Annotated in this window: 2 protein-coding genes; both read left to right on the top strand. The window is 57.9% G+C overall.

All coding sequences use genetic code 11. From position 1 onward, the window contains the following. The coding region (locus NW841_RS09825; RefSeq protein ID WP_414386219.1) for a RelA/SpoT family protein at positions 1 to 1,860 on the top strand (1,860 nt) is incomplete at its 5' end. A gap of 94 nt (positions 1,861 to 1,954) precedes the next feature. Then, positions 1,955 to 2,412 (top strand): photosystem II reaction center PsbP (gene psbP / locus NW841_RS09820; protein ID WP_414386218.1); only part of this gene is annotated, 458 nt, incomplete at its 3' end.

The raw sequence follows: 2,412 nt of genomic DNA, 5'->3' as shown, positions 1-2,412 counted from the left end.
GAGCAGCAAGCGGAAAACTTCCGCCGCATGTTTGTGGCCATGGCCAAAGACATTCGGGTCATTGTGGTCAAGCTGGCGGATCGCCTGCACAACATGCGCACGCTGCAATATCTACCCCCCCACAAGCAAAAACAGATTGCAGCCGAAACTATGGAGATCTTTGCGCCTCTAGCCAACCGGCTGGGGATCTGGCATTTCAAGTGGGAACTGGAAGACTTGGCCTTTAAGTACCTGGACCACGAAGCCTATCGCCAGATCCAAGAGCTGGTCAACGCCAAGCGCAGTGAGCGAGAGGCAGAGATCCAAGCGTTTATTGAAGAGCTGCGCAAGCACCTCATTCAAGCGGGGCTAGAGCACTTTGAGATTAGCGGGCGGCCCAAGCACCTGTACGGCATCTACCGCAAGATGCAGCAGCAGCGCAAGGAATTTCACGAGATCTACGATCTCCTGGCGGTGCGGGTTATCGTGCAAACCGTGAGTGAATGCTACCGGGTGCTGGCGGTTGTTCACAACTGTTTTCGCCCCATTCCAGGTCGTTTCAAAGACTACATTGGTCTCCCCAAGGCCAACCGCTACCAATCTTTGCATACGGCTGTGATTGGCCTACAGGGCCGACCGGTGGAAGTGCAGATCCGCACCGAAGAGATGCACCGTGTGGCGGAATACGGCATTGCCGCCCACTGGAAGTACAAAGAAGCCGGCAGCACCCCCGTAAAGCCCGAGGAAGAGCGCTTTACCTGGCTGCGGCAACTGTTGGAGTGGCAAAACGACCTCAAGGACGACAAAGAATACCTGGACACCATTCGCGAGAACCTATTTGAGAGCGAGGTTTACGTCTTCACGCCCAAAGGAGACTTGCTGGCCCTGCCCCAGGGATCCTGCCCGGTGGACTTTGCCTATCGCATTCACTCCGAAATTGGGGATCACTGCGCTGGGGCGCGGGTAAACAACAAGATTGTGCCTTTGGATACCCGCCTGCGCAACGGCGACATTGTGCAGATCATCACCCACAAAAATGCCCACCCCAGCCTGGACTGGATTAATTTTGTCGCCACCAGTTCAGCCCGCAACCGCATTCGCCAGTGGTTTAAGCGCTCCAATCGTGAGCAAAATATTGCCCGCGGCCGGCAGTTGCTGGAGCGGGAGCTGGGCAAAACGGGGTTCGATGCGCTGCTCAAGTCAGAGCGCATGCAAAAGGTTGCCGAGAAGCTCAACTATAGCAGCGTGGAGGATTTGCTGGCGGCGCTGGGCTATGGAGAGGTAACCCCCACACAGGTAATCCATCGGCTGCAGGAGGTAAGCAAGCCAGCCGTCTCTCCCCCACCCGAGGAGGGATCCCTTGAGAAAGCCAAGCTGCTGCTGCCGCGGGCCGATGGGGGCCGAGGTTCTAGCCGATCCCAATCTCCCATCCTAGGGGTGGAGGGCCTGAAGCACCAGTTGGCCAAATGCTGCAACCCGCTGCCAGGGGATCCCATCCTGGGCGTGGTCACCCGCTTCAAGGGCATCACCATTCATCATCGCGACTGTCCGCGGGTGGCTCAAGTTCCGGGCGATCGACTCGTGCCAGTGCGCTGGAATGAGGAGCAACTGCGGCAGAGCACCCAGATCTACCCCGTGGAACTGCGCCTGGAGGTCATTGACCGCGTTGGCGTGCTGCGAGACATCCTCTCCCGTCTCTCGGATCAAAGCATCAATGTGCGCAATGCTAGGGTGCAGACTTTTGCCAACCGCACGGCCCTAATCGATCTCTGTATTGATGTGCGGGACAAAAAACAGCTCGACCAAGTTCAGAGTCAATTGCGCCAGCTCTCGGATGTGCTGGTGTTGCGCTCCCGCCACTACCAGAACGGATCCCGCTGAAGAACTTCTAGGTTCTTTTTTTCGCTGGTTAGAGAGGAGGCGCCCATATTAGGATGATTGGGATGGGTAACCAATCTGAGCGGAGGATCCCGGTATGTCAGCAGCACAAGGTGGGCATTTTGCCCAATTAGGACAGCGGCTCTCTGGGGTGTTGTTACTGCTCTGTGTTTGCCTCAGCTTGCTCACCAGTGCCTGCTCCGCAGGCTCCAACCTGCGCGCCTACAGGGATCCTGGCGGGGCCTTTGCCTTTGCCTATCCCAACGGCATGGTGGCGGTGAACTTGGGGCCAGGGAAAGGGCCAGCGGTACTTCTGCGCGACTTGGTGTACGAGACGGAGAACGTCAGCCTGATGATCGCCCCCTTTGACAAGGGAGAGACGATCGCCGACCTGGGTGGCCCGGATGAGGTGGGGCAATTGGTGGCGGAGAAGATCATCGCCCCCGCCGGATCCGGTCGCTCGAGCCAGTTGTTGGCGGCCGAAGCTTTTGAGCGGCAAGGCCAGCCTTACTACCTGTTTGAATACCAAACTGACCTGGGATCCCAGCTCCGCCA

Source organism: Synechococcus sp. H60.3, assembly GCF_047462295.1.
Lineage (GTDB): Bacteria > Cyanobacteriota > Cyanobacteriia > Thermostichales > Thermostichaceae > Thermostichus.
The sequence above is the reverse complement of the archived record's forward strand: the minus strand, read 5'-3'. Positions and strand labels throughout refer to the sequence as shown.